Origin of the sequence: Streptomyces ferrugineus, assembly GCF_015160855.1 — a bacterium.
GTDB lineage: Bacteria > Actinomycetota > Actinomycetes > Streptomycetales > Streptomycetaceae > Streptomyces > Streptomyces ferrugineus.
The window spans coordinates 2,633,947-2,660,121 of record NZ_CP063373.1 but is presented as its reverse complement, the minus strand read 5'-3'; the positions used below and the strand labels follow the sequence as shown (position 1 = coordinate 2,660,121).

Genomic DNA, 26,175 nt, shown 5'->3' with positions numbered 1-26,175 from the left:
GCGGCTCACCCGGTGAGGGGCACCTCGGAGGCCCTGGGGAGGTTGGGGAGGTTGGGAAGGTTGGGGACCTCGGGGATCCGTAGCCCGGCCCGGTCACGTTCCTCGGCGAGTTGCTCCAGCAGGTCGTCGAGCTGGGCGAGGTGCCAGGGTGTGAGCCGGCCCGAGTCGTCGAGGTGGACGGCACATGCGGTCGTCGTGTCGACCAGCCGTTCGAGGGTGGCCACGACCTCGTCCGCGCCCTCCGTATGCCGGGCGAGCGCGGGGAGTTCGGCGGCGGCGAGGGCGATGGCGGTACGGGCCTCGGCGAGCGCACGGTAGGCCTCACGGCGGAGGGTCCAGCGATGGGCGCGGGCGTCGGGGCCGTGCGCGGGGTCGCGGGGGTGGCGAACGTCGGCGCGGGGGTCGTGAGTATCGCCGCGGACACCGGCCCCACGAACCGCATGCCCATCGGCCTCACGAACGGCAGGCCCCTCACCCCCACGAACCGCAGCCCCATCGGCCTCACGCAGGACGTGACCGAGGTACGCATACGCGGCACGCCCCGCCGCACCGAGCCGCGCCCGCACACCCCCGCCCCGCTGCCCCGGCATCGGCAGATGCCCGACGACGAGCACGATCGCGCAGGCCAGCAGGGTCTCGCCGATCCGGCTCAGGGATGCCTGCGGCTCGCCGCCCACCATGACGAGGGCGAGCACGAGGACGGTCACGACGGCGGTCTGGGCGGCGAAGTGCCGAGTGGCGACGGGAATCAGGGCGCCGCTGAGAGCGACGAGCGCGATGAGCCCTTCCGGCCGGGGCAGCACGGCCGCGAACCCGGCGAAGAGCAGGGCTCCCAGCACGGTGCCGGCGGCCCGGCACAGCACCCGGGACACGAGCGGCCCGAGGTCGGGCTTGACGAGGAAGACGGCGGTGGCCGGAAGCCAGTACCAGTGCTCGTGCTGCCCGTACCACTGGGCGTGGTGCAGGGCCTGGGCGATGCCGGCGCTGGCCCCGAAGGAGAGGGCCACGCGCAGCCCGTACTCGCGCCCACCGGACCCGAATACGGCTCGAAGAAGGTCCTTGGCGGTGCGGCGCCGGGTATGCAGGTCGCTGTCGCCCCTGCCCCGGTCGAAGGCCTCGGCGGCGTGCAGCAGGGCGTCGTCGAGGGCGCGCAGGGCGGGCGCGGACCGGGAGGGCGCGGGCAGCGGGCCGGTGTGGGTGTTGCCGCGCACGGCGGCGGCGAGACGCCGGGGCCCTTCGGAAGCCCGGGCGGGCACGGTGTCTCCGGCCCAGGCGAGCGCGGTGGCGGCCTCGCCGAGCGGCAGGGCGGCGGCGTACTGCGCGTGCAGCCGCCGCTCGGCGGACGAGGAGGCGTATCGCCGCAGCCGGGGCCCGGTGAGGGCGTCCTGGGCATGGTCGAGGGCGGCGGTGAGCGCGAGGCGGCGGGCGCCGGCCTGCGGGGTGCCGACGGCGTCGAGGAGTGCGGCCACGGCGTCGTACACATCGGCGACGGCGTCCCGCTCCCCGTCGAACCGGAAGTCCCCGACGAGCGACCCGGGCGTGGGAAGCACCAGCCGCAGCGCGAGCAGCCAGACGGCACCGCCGAGATAGGCGACGGCCCGCTCCCACCCACTGTCGGGCAACGGCATCCCGGCCCCGATGGCGGCGGCGACGAGCAACTGCGTACCCGCCCCGGAGGCCACAGGCCCCACAGCGCTGACACCACCGGCGAACAGCCCGAGCCCGGTGAGCAGCACGGTGAGCGGCACGGCCCCGAGCCGGTCCCCGGCATACGTCCCGACGACCAGCCCGACGGCCCCCGCCAGCGCGGGAACCCCGAGCCGCCTGACGGACGCCCGACGGCTACCGGGACGGTCGTTGATGCCGGCGAGCATGGCGGCGATGGCGGCGACGACACCGAGCGAGGCACGCCCGAACAGAACCGCGGCAAGCAGCAACGGCCCAGCGGCCAGCACCCCTCGTACCACCGCACTCCAGGGAACCGGCCCCCTCTGGGCACGGAGCGCATGGGCGAGCCAGGGCGGAAGCGCGAGAACCGAACGTACGGGGCGGGACACAGGGCTCCTGTCGGGACGAGGGCGGGGGTGGGTGCCTTCGGGCGACGGTGGCCGGGCGGTGGGCTGTGGTGTCCACGGTAGGGCGGAGGGTTGGTGAAGATGGGACGTTGACGTTTCGGGGATGTGACGATGCTTGGAAACGGCACGTTCTTTATGAACGCAATCGGTCAGCCCTGCCGAAGGAACGCGATCGGTCAGCCTGCCGACGTCGCGGCCTCACGCGCGAGTCGACGCCGCCGTCTCCATCATCTGCTCGACCAGCTCTTCCACCTCGACCACGACCTGGTCCAGCTCCCCGCGACGGGTCCCCAGAGCCTCGATGGCACCGTCGACGCCCCGCAACCCCGCCCGCTCCAACAACCGCTTCTCATTGGTCACCCACTCCCCCCGCGCCGCCAGCACCGCATGCCCGGCCTGCATGGCGGCCGTGGCGAGTGCGCCCGCGAGTTCGGTGAGGCGGTCGGCCGGAGCGTGGTTCGCCTTCGCGTACGCGAGGGTGGCGCGGGCGGTGCCGAGCCAGCGTTCGCTCGCGGTCCGGCGGAGCCTCTCCGGATACCCCGCCGGACGCGGGAGTTCGCCCCGCAGGGTGCGGTTGATCGCCAGCTCCGCGACCACCAGATAGCTCGGAATCCCCGCGAGATGGAACAGCAGCGGCTCCACCCGGAACCGCCCCTCCTCCGCCTCCGCCGACTCCCGCTCCACCACGTCGAGGTCGCGGTAGTGAACATCGACCCGCCGCCCCTCGATCGTCAGCCACGCGCCCCCGTTGAAGACGCCCCCACCCCAGCCCCCGACCTCGGACACCTCGCCCTCCCAGCCGAGGGCGCGGAGGTCCGCCGGGTCGAAGGCGCCGCGGTAGTAGACGGCGAGGTCCCAGTCGCTGTCGGGCCGGTGCGTGCCCTGGGCCCGTGAGCCGCCCAGGGCAACGGCCCGGACGGTGGGGAGCGCGGCCAGGCGGTCGGCGGTGGCGTCGAGGAAGGCGGCGTCGTCGGGGGCGGGCATGGGAGCAGGCTACGGAGCAGCCAGGTCTGCGACCACGTAATTAGGTGGCCCCGGAGCGGCTGGCCGCACTGGCGGTCGAGCATCGCAACCGGCGGGACGAGGTCGACTACCTGCGCCATCGGGTGACTCGCTACGACGAGGCCCTGGACGAGGACGAGTTGTTGTACGGACGCGTCCGACGCGCGAGCGCCGGCTGCGTGAGCGAGCGGGCGGAAATTCGGATGCGCGTGCCCGTGCGGGCGCGGATGATCGGCAGGTTGAACGCCGTACGAGCACCCGTGGCCGCCGCCCTCCCCCGGCCCTCATCCACCCGTTCACCCCCCAACCCCGACTCCCACCCCCACTCGTCAGGAGGCCCCATGATCCGACGCGTCACCACCCCCGCCCTCTTCCCTCCCCCCACCTACTCCCACGCCTCCGTCGTCGAGGCCGGTACCAGGCTCGCCTTCCTCGCCGGTTCCGTGCCGCTCGATGCCGACGGGAATCTCGTCGGTGAAGGGGATCCCGTACGGCAGGCCGAGCAGGTGATCGGCAATCTTCGGGAGCAACTTCGGGCAGTCGGCAGTGACTTGGGCCATGTCGTGTCGACCGATGTGTATGTCGTGAGCGGTGACACCGCCGTGCTGTCCGCCGTCTGGGAGGTCGTCGAGGCGTCCGGGCTGAGCGTCGGGCCGCATTCGTCGACGCTGCTGGGGGTGGCGTGTCTCGGGTACACGGGGCAGTTGGTGGAGATCACGGCCACCGCCGTCGTTCCCGACCACCCCACAACGGGGACGCGGCCATGACCGCCGTCGCCCTCCGGCGCGCCCGGCCCACCGACGCCGGCGCCGCCGCCGACGTATGGCTGCGGTCGTTCGCCGCCGCGCTGCCGACCGTCGTGCGGCGGCGCTCCGACGACGAGGTGCGGACGTACTTCCGGGAGGTGGTGGTGCTGTTACGGGAGACCTGGGTGGCCGAGGCCGCCGATCGGGTCGTCGGGGTCATGGTCCTCGACGGTGGTCTGCTCTCGCAGCTCTATCTCGATCCCGACTGGCGTGGGCGCGGCATCGGTGATCGGTTCGTCGCGCTGGCCAAGCAGCGCCGCCCGGACGGGCTGAGCCTGTGGACCTTTCAGGTCAACAGGCCCGCCCATCGCTTCTACGAGCGCCACGGCTTCGTCGCCGTCGAGTACACGGACGGCGGTGGGAACGAGGAGCGGGAGCCGGACGTGCGGTACGTCTGGCGTCCGGGGCGATCCGGGGCAGGCCGATCAGCCTGAGTGTCCCCGGGAGGCCGCCCCGTGCCCGCCCTGCCCGGGGTCCCGCCCCCACGCCCGCCGCTTCGGCAACGGCCTCGCGTACCCCCCGGCCCGACTCGTCCGCAACCCCAACTCCACCAGGGACTCGGCGAGTTTGACGGCCGCCCCCACCCCGTCGACCACCGGAACCCCCAGCTTCTCCGCCACGACCCGCTGCAGCCCGGTCATCCCGGCGCACCCCAGCACCAGGACCTCGGCACCGGCGTCTCGCGCCCGTTCGGCAGCCGTCAGAAAGGCGGCTTCCGTACGCTCGCCGTCCTCCAGCTCCAGCACCCCGAGCCCGGTACCGATCACGGCGACACAGTTCCGCCCGACCCCGGCCAGCTCCAGGCTGTCCTCGATCTGCCCGCACGACCGCTCCAGGGTGGTCACCACCCCGTAGCGCCGCCCCAGCAGACAGGCCAGGTGTGCGGCGGCCTCCGTGATGTCGACGACGGGTACGTCCACCAGCTCCCGTACGCCCTCCCGGCCGTGCTCGCCGAAGCCTGCCATGACGACCGCGTCGTACGCGGGACCGTCGTACGTCCGCAGCGCGTCCATCACCGCCGCCGCCGAGAGGTAGCTGTCCAGCCAGCCCTCCGCCGACTCCGGTCCCCAGGCGGGGGTCAGTCCGAGCACGGTGGTGCCCGGGCCTGCGGCGGCCCGGGCACCTCGTACGATCTCCTCGGTCATCTCCTGCGTGGTGTTGCAGTTGGTGACGACGATCCGCACGTCCTTCAGACCTCCCGCACCGCGGTCGCGGCCGCGGACCCGGCGGCCCGCTCGTCGCGGCACAGCACCAGGTACAGCACCGCCGCCATCGCCGTACCGATGAACCAGGAGTACGGCGCCACCGCGCTGAACGTGTCCACCAGCGCCAGCACCGCCGAGACAGCCGCCGCCGGCAGGAACGCCCACAGCGCCTTGGGGTTGACGCCCTTGCGGTAGTAGTAGCGCGAGCCGGGCTCGGCGGAGAAGAGCTCGTTCGTGTCCACGCGGCCGTGCTTGATCAGGTAGTAGTCGACCATGATCACGCCGAACAGCGGACCCAGGAAGGCGCCGAGGCCGCCCAGGAAATAGTTGACGACCGTCGGGCTAGAGAAGAGGTTCCACGGTGTCACCACCAGCGCCGCCACCGTGCTGATCATGCCGCCGACCTTGAAGGTGATCTTCTGCGGCCAGACGTTGGCCAGGTCGTACGCCGGTGAGACGAAGTTGGCGACGATGTTGACGCCCATGGTGGCGATGGCGAAGGTCAGGGCGCCGAGGACGAGGACCCAGGTGTTGCCGATCTCGGCGACGAGGTAGGCAGGCTCGGTGATGGCCTTGCCGAACACCTCGATCGAGCCCGCCGTGACGATCACCGAGACGACCACGAACGCCGTCGAGTTGATGGGCAGGCCCCAGAAGTTGCCGCGCTTGACCGTCTTGTAGTCGGGGGCGAAGCGCGAGAAGTCACAGAAGTTGAGCATCAGCGTGCCGTACGTGGCGAGGATCAGACCGATCGCGCCGAACCACTGCCGCCACTGCTCGCCGACGGAGACCGGGTTCGGGGTCGACGTGAGCGAGATCGTCCAGCCGGCCTTGGCGAGGATCCAGACCGCGAGGGCGATCATCACCACCCAGATCGCCGGACCGCAGAAGTCCTGGAACTTGCGCACCGACTCCATGCCCTGGCTGATGATCGCCGCCTGGATCAGCCACAGGGCGATGAAGGTGCACCAGCCGAGCTGGTGCAGGCCCAGGAAGGAGTTGTGCGTCCAGGACTCCAGGCCCGGCCAGGCGGCCAGCAGCATCACGTTCACGGCGACGGACGCCAGGTAGGTCTGGATGCCGTACCACATGATGGCGATGACGGCCCTGATCAGCGCCGGGATGTTGGCGCCCCAGACGCCGAAGCTGATGCGGCTGACGACCGGGAACGGGACGCCGTGGCGCTGGCCGATCTTCCCCATCCAGTTCATGCCGATGTAGATGATCACGAAGCCGACGAGCAGGGAGGTGAAGACCTGCCACACGTTCATGCCGAGGACCAGCAGACCGGCCGCGAACGTGTAGTTGCCGAGGTTGTGGACGTCGGACATCCACATGGCGAAGAGGTCGAAGACCTTCCAGTTGCGCTTCTTCGCGGGAGCGAGGTCTTCGTTGGTGAGCCGGGGATCGGGGACGAACGCTGGTGTGCCGGTGGCTTCGGCACGGTCGGCGAGGGACACGGGGGCCTCCAGGAGCCGGGGGACGGGAAGACTACTTGTGGAGGGCGTTTGGTATACCAAACTGCGGACATGGTCCTCCCGTCAACAGTTCCGACCGATGTCGCTCTCGTTAACGCTCGGTAAAAGACGCCCGGGGTCGGCGAAGATGGCCTCATGAGCTCCACGACGAAGATCGAACCCCTCGGCGCGGTACGGGAACGCGTCCTGGCGACCCTGCGGCAGGACATCATCGCCGGGCGCCTGCGGCCAGGCGACCGGCTCGTGGAGCGGGAGCTCGCCGAGCGCCTCGGCGTCTCGCGCGTGCCGGTCCGCGAGGCGATCCGGGCCCTGGTCACCGAGGGCTTCGTCCACTTCGAGTCGGCACGCCGCACGGTCGTGCGCCGGCTGACCCCGGCCGACGTCAAGGAGCTCTTCGAGCTGCGCGAGGCCCTGGAGGTGTACGCGGCCGGGCTCGCCGCCGCACGGGCCACGCCGAAGGACCTGGCCGAGGTGGAGCAGCTCCTCGACCAGGCGGCCGCCGCGACCGAGGCGGGGGACGCGGAGGCGATCACGGACATCAACAGCCGGCTGCACGACCGCATCGTGGCCATGGCGGACAACAACCTGCTGATCGAGGCCCTGGAACCGGTCGCCGGCCGACTGCGCTGGATGACCCGGCGCAACGAGGAGTGGCCCCAACTCCTCGTCGAGCACCGCGAGCTGTACGAGGCGATCGCCTCCGGCGACCCGGCCCGGGCGCGTGCGCACGCGCTGGCCCACGTGCGGACCAACTACCGCTCGACGGTACGGCAGCTGTTCGGGGAGGAAGCCGGTTAGCGCCCCGCGTACTTGTCCGTCGCCGCCACCAGCGCGTCCGCCATGTCCGGCGCCCCGGCGCTGTGCCCCACGTCGTCGACGACGATCAGCTCGCTGCCGGGCCAGGCGTGGTGGAGGCGCCAGACGACACCGAGGAGGTTGCCGGGGTCGAGGCTGCCCTGGACCAGGGTGCCCGGGATGTCCTTCAGCAGGGGCGCGTCCCGCAGGACGACGCCGTCCTCGTCGCCCTCGCCCAGGAAGTGGTCGTTGCCCCAGTAGTGCGTCACGGTGCGGGCGAAGCCCATGCGGAACACCGGATCCTCATAGCGCGGGACGGAGCGCGGCGGGGCGGCGGCGACAGCCGTCTCCCAGTCGGTCCAGGCGCGTGCCACCCGCGCCCGCACCCGCGGATCGGGCGACTCGATCAGCCGGTTGTACGCGGCCGCGAGATTCCCCACCCGCTCCTCCTCGGGCACTTCGGCGAGGAACCGCTCGAACGCCTCGGGGAAGAACTGTCCCAGCCCCTTGGTCATCAGGGCGACTTCGGCGCGGGAACCGGTGGCCACCCCCGCGAGGACCAGCTCGGCGACGACACCGGGATGTGTCTGGGCGTACCGCAGCCCGAGCACCGAGCCCCACGAGACGCCCCACACCAGCCACCGCTCGATCCCGAGATGCCTCCGCAGCAGCTCCAGATCCGCCATCAGACGGTCCGTCGTGTTGACGCTCATGTCCGTCTCGTACGCGCTCGCGGGCGGCGTCGAACGCCCGCACCCGCGCTGGTCCAGCAGCACGACGCGATAGGCGTCGGGGTTGAACAGCCGCCGGAACCACGGATCGCTGCGGGAGCCCGGCCCACCGTGCAGCACCAGGGCCGGCTTGCCGTGCGGATTTCCGCAGGTCTCCCAGTACACGCGGTTGCCGTCACCCACGTCGAGCATGCCGTGGTCGTACGGTTCGATCTCCGGGTAGAGGGCCATCCGGCGACCCTAGCCGTCGTACGGCGCTCCGCGCAGGCCCGCCGCCGCAGCCGCCGTACGCAGCACCTCGCGCAGCATCGCGGGCGTGAGCCGGCCGGTGAAGGTGTTGCGCTGGCTGACGTGGAAGCAGCCGAACAGGTCGAGCCCGTCCAGCGCGACCCGCGCCCCGTGCGTGAACGCGGGCCGCGGCCGGGGCACGCTCCACCCCGCCTCCGTCAGCGCGGGCAGCGTCGCCTGCCAGCCGAAGGCGCCCAGCGCGACGACCGCTCGCAGGGTCGGCCGCAGCAGCCTCAGCTCCTGGACGAGCCAGGGCCGGCAGGTCTCGCGCTCGCCGGGGGTGGGCTTGTTGGCGGGCGGCGCGCAGTGCACGGGGGCCGTGACGCGGACGCCGTACAGCTCCAGGCCGTCGCCGACGGCGACCGACGTGGGCTGCGAGGCGAGGCCCACGTCGTACAGCGCCTGGTACAGCACGTCACCGGAGCGGTCCCCGGTGAACATCCGGCCGGTGCGGTTGCCGCCGTGGGCCGCCGGGGCGAGCCCGACGATCAGCAGCCTGGCGTCCGGCGGGCCGAAGCCGGGCACCGGGCGGCCCCAGTACGTCTGGTCGGCGAAGGCGGCGCGCCTGGTGCGGGCCACCTCCTCACGCCAGTCGACCAGCCGCGGACAGGCCCGGCAGCCCGCGATCCGCAGGTCGAGGTCGGCGAGGGCGTCCACAGCTCCACCGTAAAGCCGTCCCGGCATCAACCGGCATTAACGCGACGACCGGTCTCCCGGCGAGGACTAAGGTCGAGGCATGGCTTCCGAGGATGACGAGGCGAAGACGGGCGGCGCGGCCGAGGCACCGCGGCCGGACCCGGCGAGTGGCGAGCAGGCCGTCGACCCGAAGATCGCCGCCGCCGTGGCCGCGGCCGAGGCCGCCGGTCCCCAGAACGGCGAATCCGTGCGGATCGACAGCTGGATCTGGGCCGTACGCCTGGTGAAGACCCGCTCGCTGGGCGCCACCGCCTGCAAGGGCGGGCATGTGCGCGTGAACGGCCAGAGCGTGAAGCCCTCCCACTCCCTGCGCATCGGCGACGAGGTCCGGCTGCGGCAGGAGAACCGGGAGCGGATCGTCGTCGTCAAGCGGCTCATCCGCAAGCGGGTCGGCGCCCCCGTGGCGATCCAGTGCTACGTCGACAACTCGCCCCCTCCCCCGCCGCGCGAGGCCGTCGCCCCGGCCGGCATCCGCGACCGCGGCACCGGCCGCCCGACCAAGCGGGACCGCCGCGAGATGGAACGCCTGCGCGGCCTCATGGGCGGCGGCGCGGGACGACCACGCGAGCACTGACACAGGGCACGGCGCGCATGCCATACGGCGATGGCGTCCGGCAGGCCGAGAAGGCCCGAGCCGGACGCCATCGACGTCGTCGCCGCTCACGCGCGTCGTCGTACCAGCCGCAGCAGGTCCGCGTTGGAACTCCGCCGTGCCCAGGCGATCAGGGCCAGCGGCACGATCAGGATCAGCGGCGTCGCCGCGTTCTCGCCGTCGAAGGCGGTGATGGTGACGACGAAGGCGCCCACCATCAGCGCGCTCAGCGCCATCGCCGCCACCGACTGCAGCACCGGGATCAACAGCGCGACGGCACCGGCCAGTTCGAGGGCACCGATGGTGTACATCCCCGCGCTGCCCCAGCCGAGCTCCTCGAAGCCCTCGGCCGCCGACGGGTGCGCGATCAGCTTGGGCAGCGCGCTCGCGACGGCGTAGAAGAGGGCGAGCAGGATCTGAAGGCCGCGCAGGGCGATCCGGGCGCGGCGGCCGCGCGGCGTCGCGGACTCGGCGATGACGGGGCGGGAGGTGACGGTGGTGACGGTGGTGACGGAGGCGGTGCTCTCGGACATGGGGGTCTCCTGTGTTCAGCGGTCCGTGGTGCTGTCACAGAGGTAGACCGGCACTCGCTGTCGAACTCATCGCCGTACGAACGGAATTTCAGCCGTTCCTGTCGAACGGCAGCCAGCCATGCCCGATGTACCAGTGCCCGCCCGCCCGCAGATGGTCCCCGACCGCCCGCTCCACGGCCGTGCCGCGCGGCAGGCTCTCGATCGGCAACTCGGGGTCCCCGAAGACGAATTGGACCGGCTCGGTGTCGGCCAGTTCCCGGTCCTCACGGGCGAGGCGGAACCGCTGCTGGAACCGGACGATGTTGGAGTCGGCGGGCAGGTAGTTCTTGAGCTGTGCGTCCAGCAGCCAGGAGTGGCAGGTCACCACCCGGTACCGCTCCCGCGGGAAGTGCAGGGGGAAGAACTCCCGGGCCATCGCCAGCGACCGCTCGACGGCGACCGGGGACATCGGCCCCTGGAAGTCGGGTATGTGCAGATTGAGGCAGAGCGAGTCCGGCCCGACATCGAGCCCCGTCACCGCGAGCCTGGTCCCCGTACGCTGCCCGAGCCGCGCCCGCTCGAACTGCAGTCGGCCCAGCTGGTACAGCTCGCCGCGGAAGTGGTGGATGAGCCACCACGGGGCCTGCAGTCCCGCCCGGCCGTGCCGTCTGCGGTGCACGGCCATGTTCCGCCCGAGGTCGGCCAGGGTGCGCCGGGAGACGTCGGCCGGGATGCCGCGCTCGCGGTGGTAGGCGCGCGTGTACGGCAGCGCCGCCACGAACACGTACACGGGAAAGCAGCGCTGCAGGGGCCCCGAGGCCCAGTCGAGATCGGGCAGGTCGACGGCGCCGCCGACCTCGCCCATCCCCCGGACCAGCTCATCGACGGACCGCTGAAGGAACTGCCGCAGCTCGGGGTCGTCCGTCACCCGCCGACCCATCCGCACCAGGTCGTTGACGTCCTCGTGGGGCACGGAGAGGTCGAGCAGCACTTCGGCCAGTTCATCGGTGTCCGGCAGCACGAGGCCCCCTGCTGGGAGAACGAGGAGTACGAGGAGTACTTTTCAAGGAGGAGCGGTGATTTCCGATGCGTACGGGCAGTGAGCCGACGACGGCACGCAGTGCGCTGCGGGTCCGGTTCTGGCTGTGCGTGTGGGGCCTGCTGTGGGCGGTCTTCGGCACCGCCGCGTTCGCGCTCGCGGGCCGCCCGGGGTGGGCGGTGGCCTGCGGGGTGCTGTGGCTGGTGATCACGATCGACATGGTGATGGTTCTCAGGCACATCCGCCAAGGCCCGCACTACCAGCCGGGCCGCGACATACCGCCGTACTCCCCGGTCGAGAACCTTCCCCACCGCCCGCAGGGGCCACCCTCCGAGTACCGCCCGCCCCGGCCACCGCCGGGGAACCGCGCCCCCTAGGGCCGTCACCCCGAGTCGCCGCTCACGCGTCGAACCGCGCCGCCTTCAGGAACCGGGGGTTCGGGTCGAGCGCGGCGGCCAGCCGGAAGTGGCGCTTGGCCTGGTCGTGCCGGCCCTGCCGCTCGTAGGTGCGGGCGAGCGCGAAGTGCGCGAACGCGTTGTCCGGCTCGCGCTCCAGGACGATGGTGAACTCCAGCTCGGCGGGCCGCAGTTGCGCCGCGGCGAAGAAGGCACGCGCGCGCAGCAGCCGGGCCGCGGTGTTCTCCGGGTGCGCGGCGATGACCCCGTCCAGCAGCTTCACCGCGCCCCGCGGATCCCGCGCGGCCAGCAGTTGCTCGGCGGCACGGAAGTCGATGACATGCGTCTCCGGGGTACGTCCGGTGGAACCGCTGGTCTCGGGCACGGCAGAGTCCTTCCCTCACTGGGAGGGTTCAACGCACGAACGGAGCACGGCTATTCCTGTGGCGACGGGGACCGCCGCCCCTGGTGTGCCCCGTGGGCTCTGCGCACGAGCTCGTCCCATACGTCCTTCACGCGCCGCTGGAGCTCTTCCAGCGGTACGTCGTTGTCGATGACGATGTCCGCGATCTCCAGGCGGCTGTCCCGCGTCGCCTGCGCGGCCATCCGCGCGCGTGCGTCCTCCTCGGTCATGCCGCGCAGCCGGACGAGGCGGTCGAGCTGGGTCCCGGGACTGGCGTCGACGACGACCACGACGTCGTACAGCGGCGCGAGGCCGTTCTCCGTGAGGAGCGGGACGTCGTGGATGACCACGGCGTCCTGGGCGGCGGCCTCCTCCAGCTCACGGGAGCGGGCGCCGACGAGGGGGTGCACGATCGAGTTCAGCACGGCGAGCCGGTCCGCGTCGGCGAAGACGATCGAGCCCAGCTTGGGCCGGTCCAGGCTGCCGTCCGCGGCGAGCACCTCCTCGCCGAACGCCTCGACGACGGCGGCGAGCCCGGGCGTGCCCGGTGCGACGACCTCCCGCGCGATCCGGTCCGCGTCGATCAACACGGCCCCGTGTTCCACGAGCAGCCGCGACACCTCGCTCTTACCGGCACCGATGCCGCCGGTCAGGCCCACCTTCAGCATGCGTCGAGCTTAGGCCCTGCCACTGACAGCGCCCCCGGCGGGACCGGTGCGCCTCAGCCGTCGCCCTCCCGCTCCGCGAGGAACCGCTCGAACTCGCGGCCGATCTCGTCCGCCGAGGGGATGTCGACCGGCTCGGCGAGCATGTTGCCGCGGGTCTCGGCGCCGGCGATGGCGTCGTACTGGTGCTCGAGGCCCTCGACGAGGTTGGTGAGCTCCTCGTCGCCCTCGCGGATCTGGCGGTCGATCTCGTTCTGCGTGCGGTGGGCGTCGGTGCGCAGGGAGTGCGCGACGCCGGGCAGGACCAGTCCGGTCGCCGCCGTGACGGCCTCCAGGACGGTCAGGGCCGCGTCCGGGTACGGGGAGCGGGCGATGTAGTGCGGGACGTGCGCGGCGACGCCCAGCACGTCGTGCCCGGACTCCATCAGCCGGTACTCGACGAGGGACTCGGCGCTGCCGGGCACCTGCGCCTCGTCGAAGGGGCTGCTGTGGCCCGGGACGAGGTCGGTGCGGTTGCCGTGCGGGGTGAGGCCGACCGGGCGGGTGTGCGGGACGCCCATGGGGATGCCGTGGAAGTTCACCGACAGCCTCACCCCGAGCCGCTCCACGATCTCCTTGACGGCGGCGGCGAAGCGCTCCCACTCCACGTCCGGCTCGGGCCCGGACAGCAGCAGGAAGGGCGCCCCGGTGGCGTCCTGCACCAGCCGCACCTCGATGGCCGGCACCTCGTAGTCGGCCCAGCGGTCGCGCTTGAACGTCAGCAGCGGTCGGCGGGCGCGGTAGTCCACCAGCCGGTCGTGGTCGAAGCGGGCGACGACCTGGTGGGGCAGTGAGTCCAGGAGGCCGTCGACGATCTGGTCGCCGGTCTCGCCCGCGTCGATGTATCCGTCGAAGTGGTAGAGCATGACAAGACCGGCCGACTCCTGGGCGAGCGCCATGTCGACGACGGCGAGGCCCTTCGGCTCCCATGCGTACAAACCCTGCGGATCAAGCACTGTGACCGCTCCTCCTTGTGTCCGTACGTGACAACGCCCTTACGGGCACGGGCATTCCCGGAGGGGAGATCCGTGATCTTGACCGCAACACTGAGGGGCCGCACCCCGAAAGGTACGGCCCCTCAGTCAGGAGCTACTGCTCAGTGAGCGTCGGCTCAGCTCTGGCCGCCGGCGAGCTTCTCGCGCAGCGCGGCAAGCGCCTCGTCCGAGGCCAGCGCGCCGGACTGGTCGGCGCCCTCGGAGGAGTACGAACCGCCACCCGCGGCCGGAGCCGCACCCGCGGTGTCGCCGCCCTCGGCGGCAGCCGCCGCGTCGGCCTCGCGGGACTTGATGACCTGCTGCTGGTGCTGCTCGAAGCGCTGCTGCGCCTCGGCGTACTGGCGCTCCCACTCCTCGCGCTGCTTCTCGTAGCCCTCGAGCCAGTCGTTGGTCTCGGGGTCGAAGCCCTCGGGGTAGATGTAGTTGCCCTGGTCGTCGTACGAGGCGGCCATGCCGTACAGGGTCGGGTCGAACTCGACCGAGGCCGGGTCGGCACCGAAGGACTCGTTGGCCTGCTTCAGCGAGAGGCTGATACGACGGCGCTCCAGGTCGATGTCGATGACCTTGACGAAGATCTCGTCGTTGACCTGGACGACCTGCTCCGGGATCTCCACGTGGCGCTCGGCCAGCTCGGAGATGTGCACCAGACCCTCGATGCCCTCGTCGACGCGGACGAACGCACCGAACGGCACCAGCTTCGTGACCTTGCCGGGCACGACCTGGCCGATCTGGTGGGTGCGGGCGAACTGCTGCCACGGGTCTTCCTGGGTCGCCTTCAGCGACAGGGAGACACGCTCGCGGTCCATGTCGACGTCCAGGACCTCGACGGTGACCTCCTGGCCCACCTCGACCACCTCGGAGGGGTGGTCGATGTGCTTCCAGGACAGCTCGGAGACGTGGACCAGACCGTCGACGCCACCCAGGTCCACGAAGGCACCGAAGTTGACGATCGAGGAGACCACGCCGGAGCGGACCTGACCCTTCTGCAGGGTGGTGAGGAACGTCTGGCGGACCTCGGACTGGGTCTGCTCCAGCCAGGCACGGCGGGACAGGACCACGTTGTTGCGGTTCTTGTCCAGCTCGATGATCTTCGCCTCGAGCTCCTTGCCCACATAGGGCTGGAGGTCGCGGACGCGGCGCATCTCCACCAGGGAGGCCGGCAGGAAGCCACGGAGGCCGATGTCGAGGATGAGACCACCCTTGACGACCTCGATGACGGTACCGGTGACGATGCCGTCCTCTTCCTTGATCTTCTCGATGGTGCCCCAGGCACGCTCGTACTGGGCGCGCTTCTTCGAGAGGATCAGGCGGCCTTCCTTGTCCTCCTTCTGGAGGACCAGGGCCTCGATCTCGTCACCGACGGCGACGACCTCGTTCGGGTCGACGTCGTGCTTGATCGAGAGCTCGCGGCTCGGGATGACACCTTCGGTCTTGTAACCGATGTCGAGCAGGACCTCGTCCCGGTCGACCTTCACGATGACGCCGTCGACGATGTCGCCGTCGTTGAAGTACTTGATCGTCTCGTCGATCGCGGCGAGGAAAGCTTCCTCGTTACCGATGTCGTTGACCGCTACCTGCGGGGTGGTGGCGGTGGTCTCGGTGCTGCTCGTCATGTGGGAAAGGGCTCCGGTACGGACATTGAAGTCGTAGGCACTGCTTACGCCGGGAGCCCGTTTCGCTCTGATGAAGCCGGACAGCCAAGGAAGCGCCACACAACAACGTGGGGCGCCTCGACAACCGAGGGGACATACAACAGATGCGAGCGCAGCCTGCTACGTCTGAGGTGCGCAGGCCCGCAGCGCAACTTGTAGCATACGGGGGCAGCCGGACATGGTCAATGCGCGAAGCCGCACACCGGGGGCGGATCGCCCCATACCCGGCACAAAGCCTGTCTTGTGAGGCCACATGGGCCTTGGGCAGTCCCTTGTGTGACACCGCCGGGAGGGGCCGCGCCATTCAGGTGACGGAAGAGTACGACGAGGGAGCCGATCATCCAAGAGCCCGTATCGCCCGAGATCGCGTCCGACGCCTCCGAACCCGAGGCCACGCGGCGAGCGGCCGGTGTCGCCGAGAGTTCCCGGGCCAACCGGGGCTGGTGGGACCGCAACGCCGACGAGTACCAGATCGAGCACGGCACGTTCCTCGGCGACGACCGCTTCGTGTGGGGCCCCGAAGGCCTGGACGAGGTGGAGGCCGAGTTGCTCGGCCCGTCGGAGGACCTCAAGGGCAAGGAGGTGCTGGAGATCGGCGCCGGTGCCGCCCAGTGCTCGCGCTGGCTGGCCGCGCAGGGGGCCCGCCCGGTCGCCCTGGACCTCTCCCACCGGCAGCTCCAGCACGCGTTGCGGATCGGGGGCGCGTTCCCTCTGGTGTGCGCCGACGCGGGGGCGCTTCCCTTCGCCGACGCCTCGTTCGACCTGGCGTGCTCGGCGTACGGCGCGCTGCCGTTCGTGGCCGACCCGGTGCGGGTGCTGCGCGAGGTGCGACGAGTGCTACGGCCCGGCGGGCGCTTCGTCTTCTCGGTCACCCACCCCATCCGCTGGGCCTTCCCGGACGAGCCGGGCCCGGAGGGCCTGTCCGTGGCCGCCTCCTACTTCGACCGCACGCCGTACGTGGAGCAGGGCGAGGACGGCGAAGCGGTGTACGTCGAGCATCACCGCACGGTGGGCGACCGGGTGCGGGACGTCGTGGCGGCGGGTTTCCGGCTGGTGGACCTGGTCGAGCCGGAGTGGCCGGCCTGGAACACCTCCGAGTGGGGCGGCTGGTCGCCGCTGCGCGGGAACCTGATCCCGGGGACGGCGATCTTCGTGTGCGTACGAGACTGAAAGCGTGATCCGTTACGACGCCCTGGACGCGCTGCCCGTACGCGGCGCCCTGCCCGGTCTGACCGACGCCCTGGAGGCGCACGGCACCGCGGTGCTCGTCGCGCCGCCCGGCACCGGCAAGACGACGCTGGTGCCGCTCGCGCTGGCGGGGCTGCTCGGCGAGGGGCCCGCGCGGCGCGTCGTGGTCGCCGAGCCCCGGCGGATCGCGGCGCGGGCGGCGGCTCGGCGGATGGCGTGGCTGCTGGGCGAGAAGGTCGGCGGAAGCGTCGGCTACACCGTGCGCGGCGAGCGGGTCGTCGGGCGCCACGCGCGCGTGGAGGTCGTCACGACCGGTGTGCTGCTCCAGCGCCTGCAGCGCGACCCGGAGCTCGCGGGCGTGGACGTCGTGGTCCTCGACGAGTGCCACGAGCGTCATCTGGACGCGGACACGGTGGCGGCGTTCCTGTGGGACGTACGCCAGACGCTGCGGCCGGAACTGCGGCTGCTGGCCGCTTCGGCGACGACGGACGCGCAGGGGTGGGCGCGGCTGCTGGGTGACGCGCCGGTGGTCGAGGCGGCGGGCGCCTCGCATCCCGTGGAGGTGGTGTGGGCGCCGCCGCCGCGCCCGGTACGCCCGCCGCACGGCATGCGGGTCGACCCGGCGCTGCTGACGCATGTGGCGTCGGTGGTGCGGCGGGCGCTGACCGAGCGGGCCGGGGACGTGCTGTGCTTCCTGCCCGGCGTGGGTGAGATCGCGCGGGTGGCCGGACAGCTGGGGGATCTCGGGGACGCCGAGGTGCTTCAGGTGCACGGGCGGGCCCCGGCGGCCGTGCAGGACGCGGTGCTGGCCGGCGGGGAGCGGCGCCGGGTGGTGCTGGCGACGTCCGTGGCGGAGTCGTCGGTGACGGTTCCCGGGGTGCGGGTGGTCGTCGACTCCGGCCTCGCGCGCGAGCCTCGTGTCGACCACGCGCGCGGGCTGAGCGCGCTGACGACGGTGCGGGCCTCGCAGGCGGCCGGGCGGCAGCGGGCGGGGCGGGCCGGGCGTGAGGCGCCGGGCGCGGTCTACCGCTGCTGGGCGGAGGCCGAGGACACGCGTCTGCCGCGCTTCCCGTCGCCGGAGATCAAGGTGGCCGACCTGACGGCGTTCGCGTTGCAGGCGTCCTGCTGGGGCGATCCGGAGGCGACCGGTCTTGCGCTGCTGGATCCGCCGCCGGCCGGGGCGATGGCGGCGGCGCGGGACGCTCTCGCTGGAGTCGGCGCGGTGGACTCCGCGGGGCGGGCGACCGAGCGAGGCGTGCGGTTGGCTCGGCTGGGTCTGCACCCTCGGCTGGGACGGGCCCTGATGGACGCGGCTCCGTTGGTCGGGGTGGACCCGGCCGCGGAGGTTGTCGCACTGCTGAGTGAGCAAGCGCCGCGGGAGTACGGGGATGATCTCGCCGGTGCGTTGCGGGCCGCCCGGCGTGGGGGTGGCGCCTACGCGGGGCGGTGGCGGGCGGAAGTGCGGCGCCTGCGGGCCGTCGCCGCGGAGTTCGCCCACCCGCCCACCGGTGCCCCTCACTCCACAGAGGTGAACGTCGATGCCTCGCCGGGTGCCGTGGGTGGCGGTGCGGGTCGGACGGACGCCGGGGAGGACAGCCGCGTCGGACTCGTCGCCGCCCTCGCCTTCCCCGAGCGGGTCGCCAGGGCCGACGGCGGGTCCTGCCTCATGGCCTCCGGGACGCGCGCCGAACTCCCCGACGGCTCCGCCCTGCGCGGGGCTCCCTGGATCGCCGTGGCCGTCGCCGACCGCCCCGTCGGCAAGGGGCACGCGCGCGTGCAGCTCGCCGCCGCGGTGGACGAGGACATGGCCCGCTCGGCGGCGGCCACGCTGTACTCCGAGCGCCAGGAGGTGCACTGGGCCGACGGGGACGTCGTCGCCCGGCGGGTCGAGCGGCTCGGGGCGATCGAGCTCGCGGCGCGGCCCTTGGCGGACGCCGACCCCGCACTCGTACGCGACGCGCTTCTCGAAGGGCTGCGGCAGGAAGGGCTGGGCCTGTTGCGCTGGTCCCCCGACGCCGGCGTGCTGCGCGGGCGGCTCGCGTTCCTCCGCCTGCACCTCGGCGCCCCGTGGCCGGATGTGTCCGACGAGGCGCTCCACGCGCGCGTGGACGAATGGCTGGAGCCCGAGCTGAGCCGCGCGCGGCGACGGGCCGACCTGGCGCGGATCGACGCCGGGCAGGCGCTGGGCCGGCTGCTGCCGTGGGCCTCGGGGGAGGCCGGGCGGCTGGACGAGCTCGCCCCGGAGCGCATCGCCGTACCGAGCGGGTCCAGGATCAGGATCGACTACGGCAATCCGGAACAGCCCGTGCTCGCCGTGAAGTTGCAGGAGATGTTCGGCCTGCACGAGTCGCCGTCCGTCGCCGGGGTGCCGCTCCTCGTCCATCTGCTCTCCCCCGCCGGGCGGCCCGCGGCCGTCACCGCAGACCTCGCGTCCTTCTGGAAGGACGGTTACAAGGGCGTACGGGCGGAGTTGCGCGGCCGCTATCCCAGGCATCCGTGGCCGGAGGATCCCGCCACCGCCGAGCCGACCCGGCACACCAACGCCCGGCTCAGGCGCTGACCGGCTCGGGCTCGGTGTCCTTCGCGGGTGCCGGGTCGCGGGGGCGGCGGCTGCGGGCCTCCAGGTAGAGGGACAGGGCGAGGAGCAGGGTGCCCAGGGTCAGGAAGCCCCAGGGCAGGTACGACGTCATCAGCAGGACCAGGGTGCGGTTGGACTTGACCAGGTTCACGGTGTGGTCGATGTAGTCCTCGCGCATCTTCACGTGGCCCGCGAACGCCGTCACCTTGTCGCGGCCGCCGAGCAGGGTGCCGCCGCGCAGTTCCTCCTTGTGGATCTCCTCGCCGTAGACGGGGGCGCCGGTGAGGGGCTCGACCCAGAACTTGCGGACCGTGGTGTACCAGCGGGTCGTGCCGGTCTTGGCGACCGACTCCGGGGTGATGCCCTCGACCGGCATCGTCCTGGGGAACCCGACCTTGGTCCAGGGGATGGTCTGCTCGAAGTAGTAGACGTCGACGCCGCGGAAGTTCCGGGTGCCCTTGTAGTGGATGGGGGCGGTGACGCGCGCCTGGGCGTCGAAGTACTCGTAGTCGCGTTTCTCCGTCAGGAACGGCCACTTGAACTCGATGCCGCCCCGCTTCACCGGGTCGCCGTCGACCATCTCGCCGGTGGCGTGGACGGGTTCCTGGGTGTGGGCGTCGAAGATGTAGCGCTCGGGGATCTTGGAGACCATCTTGCCGTCGGGGCCGACGACGTAGGACAGGCCGTCCCAGACGACCACGTCCTTCCCGGCCGTCTTCTCGATCTTCTCCGACTCCTCGACGTTGCCCTTGAGGGTCTGCACGATGGTGACCTTGGGGACCTTGCGGGCCTGCATCGTGCCGTAGTCGAGGAGGGTGGCGTCCTTCGCCTCCAGGACCATGTCCTGGTACTGGCCGGCCGGGATCTTGGCCAGGCGCGGGAAGGCGTACCAGCGCAGCAGCGGGGACAGGGCCGCGAAGAACACGGCGAGGGCGAGCAGGATCAGACTGGCCTTGCGGCGCATCTCGGCCTCCCTCCCGGACGGGGCGGTTACGGGTGTGCGGGCACCGTCGTCAGCAGCGGCTTGGGGGATGTCTCACCCGCCGGCGAGCCCATCGCGGTGAGCGCGAGGACCAGGGCGAGGGCGACGGCGAGTCCGGTCGCGGCGGCGATCAGGGCGCGCATACGGCCTCCCGACGGACTGGAACTGATAGGTCGTCAGGTTCGGCACCGTAGCAACGGGTGGGCGAGATGAGAACACGTCGCACACGACGGCGGCGCCCCTCCGAAGAGGGGCGCCGCCATGGTCGTGGGAGCGATCAGGTGCTGGGGCTCGCCGACGGGCTCGCCGGCTCCTGCGTCGGCTCCGCCGACTCGGCCGCCACCTTCAGCTCGACGGTGAGGGTCGCGCCGCCGGAGGTGGCGATGCGGAGCAGGAAGGTGCCGGTGGCGTCGTCGGCGTACAGCTTGGGCAGCTTGAGCAGGCCCTCGGCGTCCGTCTCCAGGTCCTTCAGGGTGCGTACGGCCTTGCCGTCGGCGTCCTTGAAGTAGGGGCCCTTGTCGTTCTCGGTCGGGTCGTCGGCCGCCTTGACGAGGGTGGCGGTGGCCGCGACCTTGTCGGCCACGGCGCCCTGGTACGTCGCCTTCACCTCGACCTGGTCGGCGAACTCGCCGCCAGGCGTGCAGATGAGCTCGCTGTCGCCGGTGCGGGTCAGGGTGTCGGCGGCGCGCTCGGTGACGGTGGCCTTGTAGTCGAGGCCGGTGATCGTACGGCCGACGACGGTGGCCCGGACGACGAACGTCCCGGTGTTCTCGCCCGCCTTGAGCGTGGGCGCCACCGCCTCGCCGGAGAGGTTGGTGAGGGTCGTGGCGTACTTCTCGCCGTTGCTGAAGGCGGCGTCGGTGGTGCCGACGATCGTGAAGCGGACGCGGACCTTGGCGACGCCCTCGCCGGCCTTGGTCTCGGCGCGGGTGCGGATCCGCCCGGCGAAGGTGTCGCCGGCCGTCGCGGTGAGCTTGGCGGTGCCCCTGTCCTCCAGGTGGTGGACCGTGTCGGTGGGGGTGGGCGGCGTCGTGCTGGGCGGCGGCGTACTCGGCGGGGTCGTGCTCGGCGGGGTCGGCTTGGGGCTCGTGGAGCCGCCGCTGTTGCCGCCGGGCTTGGCGGAGCCGCCGGGCGTCTTCGACGGCGTGGGTGTCTTCGACGGCGTGGGCGACGGCGAGGGACTGGCCCCCGCGTGGTCGTCGCTGCGGTCGGACGGGAGGGTGCCGGTGCCGTCCGGGATCTCGTGGGTGCCCTTGCGGTAGTACTCCAGCCACCTCAGGACCAGGTTCAGGTAGTCCCGCGAGTTGTTGTAGCTGAGGATCGCGCGGTCCAGGTCGCCCTGGGTGGACAGGTCCCAGCCGTAGCGGCACAGATAGTGGGCGGCGGCGAGCGCGGCGTCGTAGACGTTGTTGGGGTTCTTCCGGCCGTCGCCGTTGCCGTCGCGGCCGGCCCACTTCCAGGTGGACGGGATGAACTGCATGGGGCCGACGGCGCGGTCGTAGGAGCTGTCCCCGTCGTAGGCGCCGCCGTCGGTGTCGCTGATGCTGGCGAAGCCGTTGCCGTTGAGCTGGGGGCCGAGTATCGCGGAGAGGGTGTTGCCGTCGGCGTCGACGCGGCCGCCGCGGGCCTGGCCGGACTCGACCTTGCCGATGGCCGCGAGGAGCTGCCACTGGAGGTTGCAGCCGGGCTTGGCCTCCCGGAGCGCGGCCTCGGCCTTCTTGTAGGCGTCGAGGACGGTCGCGGGGATGCCCGCCTCGCTCTCGCCGGTGGCGACGGGGGTGTCGTCGTCGGCGCTGGGCGAGGGGTTGGGGCTGTTCAGCGGCGGCAGGTCGGTGTAGTACGGCGAGTTGCCGGTGGCGCTGTTCTCGGCGGGCGTGTCCGGCGAGGGCTGGGTTCCGGTGGAGACTCTTCGGCCGGCGTCGTCGGTCGTCACTCCCGGAGCCTGGGACGCGGCCAGTGCCGCGACCACGACCGCGGCGACCGTGGTGTTCACCGCGCCCTTGCGGAGCCTGCCGAATTGCGCCGCCATGAAATGGACCCCTCCCCTGGACGCCCGGGCGCCCGCCTCTGTCTGGCGGGCTCGCCGTGGTGACCCAGGCGACCCTACGACAACTTCCTTTGCACGGGCACCCATTGGTGTCCGATTTTCACCATTTAGCCATATGCGATCCGGCTGTCAGATGTCGCGCATACTGGCTTCACCAAACCCGGGCCCGAACCGTCCCGTCAATCAACCGCACAAGGAGCCCTGTTGCCGTTCACGCTCAGTCATGCGGCGGCCGTACTGCCCGCCGTACGCACCGACGGAACCGGCCGGGGCACGCTGGCGCCGGCCGTGTTGGTGGCGGGGTCCTTTGCTCCCGACATGACCTACTACGCGGCGAGTGTCCTGCCGGGGGCGATGGAGTTCGGCGATGTCACGCACTCGTTCGCGGGCGTGTTCACGGTCGATGTGGTGGTCGCCTGGGCGCTGGTGGGCCTGTGGCTCCTGCTGCGCGAACCGCTGGTGGCACTGCTGCCGGTGCGGCGGCAGGCACGGATGGCCACGCTGCTGCGCTGCGGGGCGCCACGCGCGCGTGTCCGGCCGTCGCTGGCGGCGAGTTGGTACGCCTCCGCCGCACTGGGCTCCCTGACGCACGTCGTCTGGGACGCGTTCACCCATCTCGACCGCTGGGGGATGCGGCTGTTCCCGGTCCTGGGCGAGGAGATCGCGGGGTCGCCCCTGTACTGGTATCTGCAGTACGGCGGCTCGGCGGTGGCGGCGCTCGTCATCGTCGCGTTCGTGGTCGTGGCGCTACGGCGGTCCCCTGCCGCCGCGCCGGTGGGGGTACCGGTGCTTTCGGCACGGGACCGGTGGCTGGCCTGCGCGGTGATCGGCGGGTTGGCCGGGGTGGCGGCGGTGCAGCGGGCGGCGCGCTGGTGGGCTTACTGGGGGTCCACCGCGAAGTACTGGGAGCTGATCCCGACCCTGTGTTTCGGGGCGGGCGCGGGGCTCGTCCTGGGGCTGCCGCTGTACGCCCTGGGGGTCAGGGTGTGGCGTCCGGCTGCGGGCTCTGGCAGTACGGGTGCGGGTGCCGGCGATGCCGGGAGGGAGCCGAGCCGTAGCGGTCGGGCGGCGCGTCCCTCCGGGGGTTGAGCCGGGTTCCTGCACGTCTGCCGGGTTGTTGTGGGATGGGGGGTGCGGGTTGTTCGTGGCTGGTCGCGCCCCGCGGCGGAGCCGCTGATGTCACAGCCCCGCGCCCCTTGGGCGCGGGGAACTGATCCGGCGTCGATATGTTGCCGAACGGCTAGTGCGCCGCCGACTCCCAGTCCGCACCCGCGCCCACCGAGACGCCCAGCGGCACCCTGAGGTGGACCGCGTTGGACATCTCCTGGCGGACCAGTGCCTCCGCGGCCTCGCGCTCGCCGGGGGCGATCTCCAGCACGATTTCGTCGTGGACCTGGAGGAGCATGCGGGAGGAGAGGTTCGCCTCGCGCAGGGCCCGGTCCACATTGAGCATGGCGATCTTGACGATGTCCGCCGCCGTGCCCTGGATGGGGGCGTTGAGGGCCATGCGCTCGGCGGCCTCGCGGCGCTGGCGGTTGTCGCTGTTGAGGTCGGGGAGGTAGCGGCGGCGGCCGAAGAGGGTCGCCGTGTAGCCCGTCGCCCGTGCCTCGTCGACCGCGCGGCGCAGATAGTCCCGTACGCCGCCGAAGCGCTCGAAGTAGGCGTCCATCAGGGCCCGGGCCTCGCCCGCGTCGATGTTGAGCTGCTGGGAGAGGCCGAAGGCCGACAGGCCGTACGCCAGGCCGTACGACATCGCCTTGATCTTGCGGCGCATCTCCGCGTCCACCGCGGTGGGCTCCACGGCGAACACCTGCGAGGCGGCCGTGGTGTGCAGGTCCTCGCCCGAGGTGAACGCCTCGATCAGGCCCTCGTCCTCGGACAGGTGGGCCATCACGCGCAGTTCGATCTGGCTGTAGTCCGCGGTCATCAGGGACTCGAAGCCCTCGCCGACCACGAAGCCCCGGCGGATCGCCCGGCCCTCGTCGGTGCGGACCGGGATGTTCTGCAGGTTCGGGTCGGTCGAGGAGAGGCGGCCGGTCGCCGCGACCGTCTGGTTGAAGGTGGTGTGGATCCGGCCGTCCGTCGCGATCGTCTTGATCAGGCCCTCGACGGTGACGCGGAGCTTCGCCTGCTCGCGGTGGCGCAGCATGATGACCGGCAGTTCGTTCTCGGTCTGGCCGGCGAGCCAGGCGAGTGCGTCGGCGTCGGTCGTGTAGCCGGTCTTGGTCTTCTTCGTCTTGGGCAGGGCCAGCTCGCCGAAGAGGACCTCCTGGAGCTGCTTGGGCGAGCCCAGGTTGAACTCGCGCCCGGCCGCCGCGTGCGCTTCCTTCACCGCCTGCTGGACGGCGCCCGCGAACATCTGCTCCATGGCCTCCAGGTGGGCCCGGTCGGCCGCGATGCCGTGCCGCTCCATCCGGGCCAGCAGGGCCGAGGTCGGCAGTTCCATGTCCCGCAGCAGGTCCGCGGCGCCGACCTCCTGAAGGCGGCTCTCGAAGGCCTCGCCCAGGTCGAGGACCGCGCGGGCCTGGATCATCAGCGCGTCGGCCTCGGCGCCGTCGTCCGTGCCGAAGGCGAGCTGGCCGTCGGCCGCGGCGGCGGGGGCCAGCTCGCGGTGCAGGTACTCCAGGGACAGCGCGTCCAGGTCGAAGGAGCGGCGGCCCGGCTTGACCAGGTAGGCGGCGAGCGCGGTGTCCATGCGCACGCCCTCGATGCTCCAGCCGTGCTCGGCGAAGACCCGCATCGCGCCCTTGGCGTTGTGGAAGACCTTCGGCCTCGCGGCGTCGGCCAGCCAGGCCGCGAACGCCTGCTCGTCGGCCTCGTCCAGCTGCGCCGGGTCGAACCAGGCGGCCGCGCCGTCACCCGCCGCGAGCGCGACCTCGGTGACCGAGCCGGTGCCCAGCGCCCAGGTGTCGACGGTGGCCACGCCGAGTGGCCGGTCGCCGTGCTCCGCCAGCCACGGCGCCAGCTCGCCGGTGCCGAGCACCGTGCCGTCCAGCTCCACGCCGTCGGTGGCGATCGGGGTGGTCTCCGCCTCCTCGGCGCCCGGGTCCACGCCGAAGAGACGCTCGCGCAGGGACGGGTTCCTGATCTCCAGGGTGTCCAGGACCATCGATACGGCCTTGCGGTCGTACGCCTCGCGCGCGAGGTCGGTGACGGTCTTGGGCAGCTCGACCCCCCGCTCCAGCTCGGTCAGCCGGCGGTTGAGCTTGACCGCCTCCAGGTGGTCGCGGAGGTTCTGGCCGGCCTTGCCCTTGACCTCCTCGACGCGCTCGACCAGCTCCGCGAACGAGCCGAACTGGTTGATCCACTTCGCGGCGGTCTTCTCGCCGACGCCCGGGATGCCCGGCAGGTTGTCGGAGGGGTCGCCGCGCAGGGCCGCGAAGTCGGGGTACTGGGCGGGCGTCAGGCCGTACTTCTCGAAGACCTTCTCCGGGGTGAAGCGGGTCAGCTCGGAGACGCCCTTGGTCGGGTACAGCACCGTGGTGTGCTCGCTGACGAGCTGGAAGGAGTCGCGGTCGCCGGTGACGATCAGCACCTCGAAGCCGGCCGCCTCGGCCTGGGTGGCGAGGGTGGCGATCACGTCGTCGGCCTCGAAGCCGTCGATGGCGAACCGCGAGACGTGCATCGCGTCGAGCAGCTCGCCGATCAGCTCGACCTGGCCCTTGAACTCGTCCGGGGTCTTGGAGCGGTTCGCCTTGTACTCGGTGAACTCCTCGGAGCGCCATGTCTTGCGGGACACGTCGAAGGCCACCGCGAAGTGGGTGGGCGCCTCGTCGCGCAGCGTGTTGGCCAGCATCGACGCGAAGCCGTAGATCGCGTTCGTCGGCTGGCCCGTCGCGGTCGTGAAGTTTTCCGCGGGCAGCGCGAAGAAGGCGCGGTACGCCAGCGAGTGCCCGTCCATGAGCATCAGGCGCGGTCGGCTGCCGCCGGGGCTGTTGTCGGTCTGCTTCGATGCTGTCTCTGCCACGCCCCCGATCCTGCCACGCCCCACTGACAGTCGGTCCCCATCGGG

Annotated in this window: 24 protein-coding genes; 8 read left to right on the top strand and 16 right to left on the bottom strand. The window is 71.8% G+C overall.

Annotated features, from left to right (window positions below):
- Nucleotides 1-5: 5 nt before the first annotated feature.
- Nucleotides 6-2,057 (bottom strand): FUSC family protein, encoded by a 2,052-nt coding sequence (locus IM697_RS12095; protein WP_194047425.1) that lies wholly within the window; start codon nucleotides 2,055-2,057, stop codon nucleotides 6-8.
- 216 nt (nucleotides 2,058-2,273) lie between these two features.
- Nucleotides 2,274-3,059 carry a nucleotidyltransferase domain-containing protein gene (locus IM697_RS12090; protein WP_194047423.1) on the bottom strand — a complete coding sequence of 262 codons (786 nt, stop codon included), beginning with the start codon at nucleotides 3,057-3,059 and terminating at the stop codon, nucleotides 2,274-2,276.
- A gap of 359 nt (nucleotides 3,060-3,418) precedes the next feature.
- Between IM697_RS12090 and IM697_RS12085 the strand changes: the two genes are divergently transcribed.
- On the top strand, nucleotides 3,419-3,844 hold the full coding sequence (locus tag IM697_RS12085) for a RidA family protein (RefSeq protein WP_194049683.1): 426 nt from the start codon (nucleotides 3,419-3,421) through the stop codon (nucleotides 3,842-3,844).
- Nucleotides 3,841-4,317, top strand: a complete 477-nt coding sequence (locus IM697_RS12080) for a GNAT family N-acetyltransferase (RefSeq protein WP_194047421.1) — start codon at nucleotides 3,841-3,843, stop codon at nucleotides 4,315-4,317. Before IM697_RS12085 ends, IM697_RS12080 begins: the two co-directional genes overlap by 4 nt.
- On the opposite strand, the gene IM697_RS12075 is transcribed toward IM697_RS12080, so the two are convergent.
- Complete coding sequence (locus tag IM697_RS12075; protein ID WP_194047419.1) at nucleotides 4,309-5,067, bottom strand: aspartate/glutamate racemase family protein; 759 nt, start codon at nucleotides 5,065-5,067, stop codon at nucleotides 4,309-4,311. The two genes, IM697_RS12080 and IM697_RS12075, sit on opposite strands and share 9 nt — an antisense overlap.
- A gap of 5 nt (nucleotides 5,068-5,072) precedes the next feature.
- Nucleotides 5,073-6,548 carry an NCS1 family nucleobase:cation symporter-1 gene (locus IM697_RS12070; protein ID WP_194047417.1) on the bottom strand — a complete coding sequence of 492 codons (1,476 nt, stop codon included), beginning with the start codon at nucleotides 6,546-6,548 and terminating at the stop codon, nucleotides 5,073-5,075.
- A 153-nt stretch (nucleotides 6,549-6,701) separates the two neighbouring features.
- Here IM697_RS12070 and IM697_RS12065 point away from each other — a divergent pair, with 153 nt between their 5' ends.
- Complete coding sequence (locus tag IM697_RS12065) at nucleotides 6,702-7,364, top strand: GntR family transcriptional regulator (RefSeq protein ID WP_194047415.1); 663 nt, start codon at nucleotides 6,702-6,704, stop codon at nucleotides 7,362-7,364.
- Here IM697_RS12065 and pip read toward each other — a convergent pair.
- Both pip and IM697_RS12055 read right to left on the bottom strand, forming a co-directional pair.
- On the bottom strand, nucleotides 7,361-8,323 hold the full coding sequence (gene pip / locus IM697_RS12060; RefSeq protein ID WP_194047413.1) for a prolyl aminopeptidase: 963 nt from the start codon (nucleotides 8,321-8,323) through the stop codon (nucleotides 7,361-7,363). The two genes, IM697_RS12065 and pip, sit on opposite strands and share 4 nt — an antisense overlap.
- A 9-nt stretch (nucleotides 8,324-8,332) precedes the next feature.
- On the bottom strand, nucleotides 8,333-9,064 hold the full coding sequence (locus tag IM697_RS12055) for a uracil-DNA glycosylase (RefSeq protein ID WP_194047411.1): 732 nt from the start codon (nucleotides 9,062-9,064) through the stop codon (nucleotides 8,333-8,335).
- Nucleotides 9,065-9,116: 52 nt separating this feature from the next.
- On the opposite strand from IM697_RS12055, the gene IM697_RS12050 reads away from it, so the two are divergent.
- Nucleotides 9,117-9,650, top strand: a complete 534-nt coding sequence (locus IM697_RS12050) for an RNA-binding S4 domain-containing protein (protein ID WP_194047409.1) — start codon at nucleotides 9,117-9,119, stop codon at nucleotides 9,648-9,650.
- Between the two features lie 86 nt (nucleotides 9,651-9,736).
- Here IM697_RS12050 and IM697_RS12045 read toward each other — a convergent pair whose 3' ends face one another.
- Both IM697_RS12045 and IM697_RS12040 read right to left on the bottom strand, forming a co-directional pair.
- Nucleotides 9,737-10,201 carry a DoxX family protein gene (locus IM697_RS12045; RefSeq protein WP_194047407.1) on the bottom strand — a complete coding sequence of 155 codons (465 nt, stop codon included), beginning with the start codon at nucleotides 10,199-10,201 and terminating at the stop codon, nucleotides 9,737-9,739.
- An 88-nt stretch (nucleotides 10,202-10,289) separates the two neighbouring features.
- Nucleotides 10,290-11,201, bottom strand: a complete 912-nt coding sequence (locus IM697_RS12040; RefSeq protein WP_194047405.1) for an acyltransferase domain-containing protein — start codon at nucleotides 11,199-11,201, stop codon at nucleotides 10,290-10,292.
- 65 nt (nucleotides 11,202-11,266) lie between these two features.
- Between IM697_RS12040 and IM697_RS12035 the strand changes: the two genes are divergently transcribed.
- The gene (locus tag IM697_RS12035) at nucleotides 11,267-11,596 is read left to right on the top strand and encodes a DUF6343 family protein (protein WP_194047403.1); all 330 of its coding nucleotides are present in this window, start codon (nucleotides 11,267-11,269) and stop codon (nucleotides 11,594-11,596) included.
- Nucleotides 11,597-11,618: 22 nt separating this feature from the next.
- Here IM697_RS12035 and IM697_RS12030 read toward each other — a convergent pair whose 3' ends face one another.
- The 4 genes from IM697_RS12030 to rpsA all read right to left on the bottom strand — a co-directional run bounded on the left by IM697_RS12030 (nucleotide 11,619) and on the right by rpsA (nucleotide 15,329).
- A complete protein-coding gene (locus IM697_RS12030) occupies nucleotides 11,619-11,999 on the bottom strand; it encodes a tetratricopeptide repeat protein (RefSeq protein WP_194047401.1) in 381 nt (126 codons plus the stop codon).
- A gap of 50 nt (nucleotides 12,000-12,049) precedes the next feature.
- Entirely contained in the window at nucleotides 12,050-12,685 is a 636-nt protein-coding gene (gene coaE / locus IM697_RS12025) for a dephospho-CoA kinase (protein ID WP_194047399.1), read from the bottom strand.
- A 53-nt stretch (nucleotides 12,686-12,738) separates the two neighbouring features.
- On the bottom strand, nucleotides 12,739-13,677 hold the full coding sequence (locus tag IM697_RS12020) for a PAC2 family protein (protein ID WP_194047397.1): 939 nt from the start codon (nucleotides 13,675-13,677) through the stop codon (nucleotides 12,739-12,741).
- 155 nt (nucleotides 13,678-13,832) lie between these two features.
- A complete protein-coding gene (rpsA, locus tag IM697_RS12015; protein WP_194047395.1) occupies nucleotides 13,833-15,329 on the bottom strand; it encodes a 30S ribosomal protein S1 in 1,497 nt (498 codons plus the stop codon).
- A 375-nt stretch (nucleotides 15,330-15,704) separates the two neighbouring features.
- On the opposite strand from rpsA, the gene IM697_RS12010 reads away from it, so the two are divergent.
- On the top strand, nucleotides 15,705-16,538 hold the full coding sequence (locus tag IM697_RS12010) for a class I SAM-dependent methyltransferase (protein ID WP_194049682.1): 834 nt from the start codon (nucleotides 15,705-15,707) through the stop codon (nucleotides 16,536-16,538).
- Between the two features lie 4 nt (nucleotides 16,539-16,542).
- Nucleotides 16,543-19,116 (top strand): ATP-dependent helicase HrpB, encoded by a 2,574-nt coding sequence (gene hrpB, locus IM697_RS12005; RefSeq protein ID WP_194047393.1) that lies wholly within the window; start codon nucleotides 16,543-16,545, stop codon nucleotides 19,114-19,116.
- On the opposite strand, the gene pgfA is transcribed toward hrpB, so the two are convergent.
- From pgfA to IM697_RS11990, 3 genes are all read right to left on the bottom strand, one after another.
- Nucleotides 19,106-20,098 carry a cell envelope lipid trafficking protein PgfA gene (gene pgfA / locus IM697_RS12000; protein WP_194047391.1) on the bottom strand — a complete coding sequence of 331 codons (993 nt, stop codon included), beginning with the start codon at nucleotides 20,096-20,098 and terminating at the stop codon, nucleotides 19,106-19,108. The two genes, hrpB and pgfA, sit on opposite strands and share 11 nt — an antisense overlap.
- 26 nt (nucleotides 20,099-20,124) lie before the next feature.
- On the bottom strand, nucleotides 20,125-20,259 hold the full coding sequence (locus IM697_RS11995; RefSeq protein ID WP_107438846.1) for an SPW_0924 family protein: 135 nt from the start codon (nucleotides 20,257-20,259) through the stop codon (nucleotides 20,125-20,127).
- A gap of 134 nt (nucleotides 20,260-20,393) precedes the next feature.
- Nucleotides 20,394-22,145, bottom strand: coding sequence for a lytic transglycosylase domain-containing protein (locus tag IM697_RS11990; protein ID WP_194047389.1), 1,752 nt, complete (start codon nucleotides 22,143-22,145; stop codon nucleotides 20,394-20,396).
- Nucleotides 22,146-22,367: 222 nt separating this feature from the next.
- Between IM697_RS11990 and IM697_RS11985 the strand changes: the two genes are divergently transcribed.
- Nucleotides 22,368-23,252, top strand: coding sequence for a DUF4184 family protein (locus tag IM697_RS11985; protein WP_194047387.1), 885 nt, complete (start codon nucleotides 22,368-22,370; stop codon nucleotides 23,250-23,252).
- A gap of 151 nt (nucleotides 23,253-23,403) precedes the next feature.
- Here IM697_RS11985 and polA read toward each other — a convergent pair whose 3' ends face one another.
- Nucleotides 23,404-26,130, bottom strand: coding sequence for a DNA polymerase I (polA, locus tag IM697_RS11980; RefSeq protein WP_194047385.1), 2,727 nt, complete (start codon nucleotides 26,128-26,130; stop codon nucleotides 23,404-23,406).
- Between the last annotated feature and the right edge of the window lie 45 nt (nucleotides 26,131-26,175).

Excerpts from the sequence above, each read along its gene's own strand:
- IM697_RS12090 (WP_194047423.1), bottom strand. The coding sequence starts at position 3,059 with ATGCCCGCCCCCGACGACGCCGCCTTCCTCGACGCCACCGCCGACCGC.
- IM697_RS12085 (WP_194049683.1), top strand. The coding sequence starts at position 3,419 with ATGATCCGACGCGTCACCACCCCCGCCCTCTTCCCTCCCCCCACCTAC.
- IM697_RS12080 (WP_194047421.1), top strand. The coding sequence starts at position 3,841 with ATGACCGCCGTCGCCCTCCGGCGCGCCCGGCCCACCGACGCCGGCGCC.
- IM697_RS12065 (WP_194047415.1), top strand. The coding sequence starts at position 6,702 with ATGAGCTCCACGACGAAGATCGAACCCCTCGGCGCGGTACGGGAACGC.
- pip (WP_194047413.1), bottom strand. The coding sequence starts at position 8,323 with ATGGCCCTCTACCCGGAGATCGAACCGTACGACCACGGCATGCTCGAC.
- IM697_RS12055 (WP_194047411.1), bottom strand. The coding sequence starts at position 9,064 with ATGCCGGGACGGCTTTACGGTGGAGCTGTGGACGCCCTCGCCGACCTC.
- IM697_RS12050 (WP_194047409.1), top strand. The coding sequence starts at position 9,117 with ATGGCTTCCGAGGATGACGAGGCGAAGACGGGCGGCGCGGCCGAGGCA.
- IM697_RS12045 (WP_194047407.1), bottom strand. The coding sequence starts at position 10,201 with ATGTCCGAGAGCACCGCCTCCGTCACCACCGTCACCACCGTCACCTCC.
- IM697_RS12035 (WP_194047403.1), top strand. The coding sequence starts at position 11,267 with ATGCGTACGGGCAGTGAGCCGACGACGGCACGCAGTGCGCTGCGGGTC.
- coaE (WP_194047399.1), bottom strand. The coding sequence starts at position 12,685 with ATGCTGAAGGTGGGCCTGACCGGCGGCATCGGTGCCGGTAAGAGCGAG.
- rpsA (WP_194047395.1), bottom strand. The coding sequence starts at position 15,329 with ATGACGAGCAGCACCGAGACCACCGCCACCACCCCGCAGGTAGCGGTC.
- pgfA (WP_194047391.1), bottom strand. The coding sequence starts at position 20,098 with ATGCGCCGCAAGGCCAGTCTGATCCTGCTCGCCCTCGCCGTGTTCTTC.
- IM697_RS11995 (WP_107438846.1), bottom strand. The coding sequence starts at position 20,259 with ATGCGCGCCCTGATCGCCGCCGCGACCGGACTCGCCGTCGCCCTCGCC.
- IM697_RS11990 (WP_194047389.1), bottom strand. The coding sequence starts at position 22,145 with ATGGCGGCGCAATTCGGCAGGCTCCGCAAGGGCGCGGTGAACACCACG.